We start from the raw sequence: 5366 nt of genomic DNA on the forward strand, positions 1-5366 counted from the left end.
CTGGTCTGTGTTTGGCGATGTTACCCCTTACATGGGGTCGCCTCGCACTGCGCATCACGATTACACGCTGAGGAGGGCTTGATGGCTCACCTTGAGTGGTATCACGAGGAGCGGGAAAAGAATGACCAGCTCCATCGCATACTCGCTAATTTCCCGAGGGTTGGTAAGCGTAATTTCCGTGAGGCTGAGCTGATCGGGGCTAAGGCTGTGTCGATACATACTCCGCACGCGCGGAACAACGATGAGCGTGCTGCTGAGTATGGGGAGGCCCGGTCTTCCATCAATGTTATGCGAGGGTCCAAGAAGGTGGATGCGTTCGTGAATTTGGATGACCCGGACGGTGGTGCGCTGGCTATCGAGGGGAAGCTGAACATTATTAGGAGGGCTGCTGGTCTTGCCTGATACTGATTATTTCCCCCGTGTCCAGGAGATTGTGTTGCCGATCCTGCGGGAGGCACTGGGGGACGAGGTGACTGTCACTTCGTGGGTGCCGGATATTGATTATCGCGAGTATCCGATTGTGAATGTGCGTCGGCTGGGGGGTAGTCGCGAGCCTGATATGCCCGAGTTCCTTGATCGTCCTGTGGTGGAGATCACTGTTCACCACGGGGAGGGCCTTGTTGAGGCTGAGGAGATGTACGCGCGGGTTGTGAGCGCGCTGTTTGACGCTTGGCGTAAGCAGAAGGTGGTTAGTAGAGGGTACATCTCGCGGGTCAAGGAGACTATGGGTATGACCCAGTTCTCGTCCTTGTTCCAGGATGCGTTCCGCGTCCAGGGGCTTATTGAATTGAACATTCGTCCTTACAGAGAGGAGCCATAGTGGCTTTTAATGATAACGCGGTTTTTACCGCTTCGACTGGTTATATCTACCTTGCGCCGGTGGGCACTGCTGCCCCTACTCCTGCGCAGCTGAAGAACTTTGACCCGGAGGCGTTCGGCGCTCACACTTACCTGCTTGGCGAGGTTTCTGGTGAGTCGTTCACTCTGACGGTTGGTTCTGATAATACTGAGCCGCTGAAGAAGGATGCTTCTGCTGCTGAGGTTCAGGCGGCTCTGGAGAAGCTGCCTTCCGTTGGCACTGGCGGTGCGCTGGTGAAGGGCCTGACCCTGGCTCAGGGTTACACCGTTTCGTTCATCGGTGAGTCCTTCGGTAAGGAGGTTCAGCTCACTGCTGAGGGTGCTGCGGCTAACGAGATGGATAAGCCGATTGGTTGGGAGCCGGTTGGCCACACGGGTAACGAGGATCTGCCGGAGTTTGGCTACGACGGTGGAGATTCTGAGACTAAGGGTTCTTGGCAGAAGAAGAACCTGCGCGAGGTCACTACTGAGGCTCCGGTGGATTACGTCACCGTGAAGGCGCTCCAGTTCGATGCTGAGACTCTGGAGCTGTACTACGGCAAGAACGCTTCCAGCGTCGATGGCGTGTTCGGCGTGGATAACCCTGCGTCCAGCGGTGTTGAGCGTGCGGTTCTGATTGTCCTGGTGGATGGCCAGTTCAAGATTGGTTTCTCCGCCGCTAAGGCGTCCCTGCGTCGCGATGAGTCTATTGCTCTGGCTACGGATGATTTCGCTACGCTGCCGCTGCGCGCGACGTTCACCAAGCACCCGGGTCGTCACTTGTTTGAGTGGACCGCTCCGGCTGCTTAGTTTTCCGGGGGCTAGGTTTCGGTAGGTCGGCCTAGCCCCCTTTTCTAGACCTGCCTCTTTTTTGTCTTTGTCGTTGTTGTTTGTTTGGAGGAGACCTACCTTGGCAACTTTTACCCTTGAAGATCTGAAGTCCACCGTTGAGAAGAAGTATGCTCCGGTGTTTATCGAGACTAGCGATGAGACTTTCGAGCTGAAGAATCTTATGCAGCTGCCGGAGAAGCCGCGCAACGCTGTGATCGAGCTCACCGAGGTTTTCGATGATGATGATCTGACGCTGGATAAGCAGATTGAGACTTTCCGCGAGATCCTGGCTCTGGTTGAGGCGAACGGTAAGGGCAAGGCCCTGCTGGATCTTGTGGGTGATAATACTGCTCTGCTTCTTGAGATTTCTACCCTGTGGATGGAGAACTCTCAGGTGGGGGAAGCCGAGCAGTCCTAAGCGTTTTGGATCGGTGTGGTTCGGCGGTCTACGCTGATCTGCTTAGGTATTTCGGGGTTGATCTGGGGGGTTTGGTTGAGTCCCCGCCTTGTTTGACTCCGAAGAAGGTTCTTGTGCTGGTTGAGAATCTGCCTATGGAGTGTATGACTTCGGCTCTGTTGCGGGGGGCTGAAGGTAGTTACGGGTGGGATAGCACTGCTTATTTGTTGGCGGGTGTTATTGATTCTGTTCGTGAGAATACGCATGTGAATATGCAGGTTCGTACGAAGAAGAGGTTGAAGCCGCCGGAGCCGGTCCAGGTGCCGGGCATGGAGCGGGAGAAGAAGCGTAACAGCCAGTTTGTGCGGATGGCTCAGGCTGCGCTGGCTAAGCAGAACAGGAGTTAGTGGTGGCTGAAGAGGTCGGCAGAGTATTTATTAGGGTTCTCCCTAAGGTTAAGGGGTTCCGCAAGAAGACGGAGGCGCAGCTTAAGGCTGAGAAGCTTCGGGATGTTTTGGTCCCTGTTAAGGCTGATACGTCCGAGTTTGAGCGGGACGTCAAGAAGGCTAAGGGTAAGGCTAAAGGCTCTGCCAAGATCTCGGTTGAGGCTGATACTGCTAAGGCTGAACGTAAGCTGGATGATGCTGCTGAGGATCGTGAGACTACGATCAAGGCGGATACTGATCTTGATCCTGCCGCTCTTGCTGCTAAGGCTGCTGTTGCTGCGAAGCTGGCTTCTGGTCAGACTGTGAAGTTCCGCTCGTCCTTGGATAAGGATGGGTTGATTCGGGATGCTTTTCTCACGTCGAAGGGTATTCAGAATCTGCTTTCTCAGAATCCGTGGACGTTCAAGGCGGATACTCTGAGCCTCCGTAAGGCTCTGAAGGATTCCGGTGTTTTCGCTGCTGACATGGATCGCGTTAAGCGGGCTGTGTCTCAGCTTAAGGGGGAGTTTGGAGATCTCCGAAGGGGGATCTCTAGCTTTGGTGATGGTGCTGGGCGCGCGTTTATAAGCGCTCGTGACGGCTCTGAGAAGTTTGCGGCGAACATGCGGGCGCTCCGCTCTACGGTTAAGTCTACCGGCGGGGTTGTTAAGTCGGTTTGGTCTCGTTCGTTTTCTGGTTCTGAGGCTAAGACCCGGCTGATCGACCGGCTGCGCCTGTCCTTGTTTGCCGCTGGCAGGGGTGCCGGTAATTTCGGCTCTCAGGCTCGTAGGGCGGGGGCTGGGCTGCGCCAGATGGCGTCGGCTGTACGTCCGATGCACGCGGTTCGCGAGGCTTTCGCGGGCCTGATGGCTAATGTTAAGCCTGTCAGTGCTCTTGCCAACTCTATGAGGGGTTTGGTCTCCCAGGCGAGCCTGGTTGGTAAGGCTATGGGCCTGGTCGCAGCTTCTGCTGTGGGTATGCACGGAGCTATCGTTGGCCTGAGCTATGGTCTCGGGTTTGTGGTTGACTCGTTCAAGCAGTTGTCGGGTGTTCTGGCCCTGCTTCCGGGCCTGATGGGTGGCGCTGCCCTGCTGGGCGCTACTGTGTTTGCTGGTTTCCGGGGTATGGGCGATGCTCTGAAGGCTGCGGTGGATCCTGCTAAGGATCTGGATGCGGCTGTTTCGGGTCTTGCTCCGTCGGCGCAGCAGGCTGCTCGTTCCGTGCGTAGGATCACGCCTGCTTGGCAGGAGGTCGCTAAGTCGGTTCAGGGTGAGATGTTTACCGGGGTCGGTAAGGCTCTGGAGACTGTTTCTGCTAAGCAGTTGCCGACTGTTCGTCGTGGTATGGAGCGGCTTGGCAAGTCCGCTAACAATGTTGCGATGTCGTTGCTGGGGTTTGGGGCTCACGAGCGTACGACAAAGGCGCTGAGCGAGGGGTTTGCTGCTACTGCGAAGATCACTGACCATTTCGCCACTGCTCTTCAGCCGGTCCTGCTTGGTTTGCAGGACATGGGTGTTGTGGGTCTGAAGGCGCTTGCTGATATGGCTCCGGCGTGGGATGATCTGGCTCACAAGTTCTCTAACTGGGCCGGTTCTGCTGAGGGGCAGGAGACTGTTCGCCGGTGGATCGACGACAGTATCCGGGGTTTTAAGGATCTGGGTGCTGGTATCGGGAACGTATACAACTCCTTGAAGGAGGTTGGTAACGCTTTCGGCGTGAGCTTCGGCGGTAATGCTTTGTCGGGGTTCCGCAAGTTCACGGACGATTTCCGCGAGTGGTTGGGCGATGCGAGCGATGCTGAGTCCCGCATTTCTCGGTTTGCTGCGAAGATGAAGGAGATTTCGGCCCCGTGGATTGAGACGTTCCGCAAGGCGTGGGACAAGCTGATCCCGGCTTTCGCTGAGCTTCAGCCGTTGCTTGAGGAAGTGTCTAAGGCTGTCGCTGAGAATATCGGAGGGGCCATTGATTGGGTTGCTCCGAAGCTGGAGAGCCTCTTTAAGTTCTTGTCTGACCACAAGGATATTGTTGGTAAGCTGGTCACTGCTCTGCTGACTCTTCGTGTCGGTCTTGGCGTGTTCAAGCTTGGTCGTATGCTGCTTGCCCCGTACACGAGTATGGTGCTGGGCCTCGGTAAGGCGTTTTCGTGGACTCGCGGTAAGATGCGCGGGTTCGGTGACGAGACCAAGAAGGCTAAGAAGGGTCCGAAGGGCCCTAAGGGCGGCGGTGGCGGCGGTTTCTTTGCCTCCATGGGCAAGGACGCTGACAAGGCAGCCAAGAGTGCTAAGAAGGCCGGTAAGTCCTCCGAGAAGGCGGCTAAGCAGGCTTCTAAGGCTGGTAAGCAAGGCCCGAGGGGTGGCTTCTTCATGGACCTTAGCCGTAATTCTAAGAAGGCAGGTAAGGAGACCGCTAAGACTGCTAGGAAGGCTGGTAAGTCTTCTGGCAGGTTCGGCAAGCTTGGTAAGAATCTGTCCAAGGTTGGTGGCCGGTTCGGTAAGTTGGGCAGGGTTGCTCAGTTTGCCGGTAAGGGCGTCGAGAAGGGCGCTGGGCTGTTCAAGAAGGCCGGTGGCGCTGTTGGTAAGGCCGGCGGTGCCATGAAGAAGGGTGTTGGCGGCCTCGCTAAGGTCGGCGGCGGCGCTACCAAGATGCTTGGCGGTTTGGGTAAGGTCGGTAAGTTTGCCGGTAAGGGCCTGAAGTTTGCAGCTAAGGGTGCTTTGCGTGCTGTGCCTGTGCTTGGCTGGGCTCTTCTGGCTGTAGATGTTGTACGTCTTCTGATGGATCTGTTCCCCAATCTCGGCCCTAAGCTTATGGAGGGCCTGAAGAAGACTCCCGAGTTCCTTAAGGGGCTTTGGGAGAAGCTGAAGGAGTGGGGCGGTCAG

General features: G+C 56.4%; 5 protein-coding genes and 1 pseudogene. All 6 read left to right on the forward strand.

Annotated features, from left to right (window positions below; all coding sequences use genetic code 11):
- Nucleotides 1-207: 207 nt before the first annotated feature.
- On the forward strand, nucleotides 208-402 hold the full coding sequence (locus tag Q0331_RS04490; protein WP_298075248.1) for a hypothetical protein: 195 nt from the start codon (nucleotides 208-210) through the stop codon (nucleotides 400-402).
- Nucleotides 395-820 carry a hypothetical protein gene (locus Q0331_RS04495; protein ID WP_298075250.1) on the forward strand — a complete coding sequence of 142 codons (426 nt, stop codon included), beginning with the start codon at nucleotides 395-397 and terminating at the stop codon, nucleotides 818-820. The genes Q0331_RS04490 and Q0331_RS04495 overlap by 8 nt, the downstream gene beginning before the upstream one ends.
- Entirely contained in the window at nucleotides 820-1647 is an 828-nt protein-coding gene (locus Q0331_RS04500; protein ID WP_298075252.1) for a phage tail protein, read from the forward strand. Before Q0331_RS04495 ends, Q0331_RS04500 begins: the two co-directional genes overlap by 1 nt.
- Before the next feature lie 100 nt (nucleotides 1648-1747).
- Complete coding sequence (locus Q0331_RS04505; protein ID WP_298075253.1) at nucleotides 1748-2086, forward strand: phage tail assembly protein; 339 nt, start codon at nucleotides 1748-1750, stop codon at nucleotides 2084-2086.
- Between the two features lie 251 nt (nucleotides 2087-2337).
- The gene (locus Q0331_RS04510) at nucleotides 2338-2472 is read left to right on the forward strand and encodes a hypothetical protein (protein WP_298075255.1); all 135 of its coding nucleotides are present in this window, start codon (nucleotides 2338-2340) and stop codon (nucleotides 2470-2472) included.
- Between the two features lie 107 nt (nucleotides 2473-2579).
- Nucleotides 2580-5366: pseudogene (locus Q0331_RS04515) on the forward strand (hypothetical protein); the annotation flags it as partial.

The organism is uncultured Corynebacterium sp. (assembly GCF_937999985.1).
In the GTDB taxonomy this organism is placed as follows: domain Bacteria; phylum Actinomycetota; class Actinomycetes; order Mycobacteriales; family Mycobacteriaceae; genus Corynebacterium.

Coding starts and splice junctions, on each gene's coding strand:
- Q0331_RS04510 (WP_298075255.1), top strand. CDS start 2,338: ATGCAGGTTCGTACGAAGAAGAGGTTGAAGCCGCCGGAGCCGGTCCAG.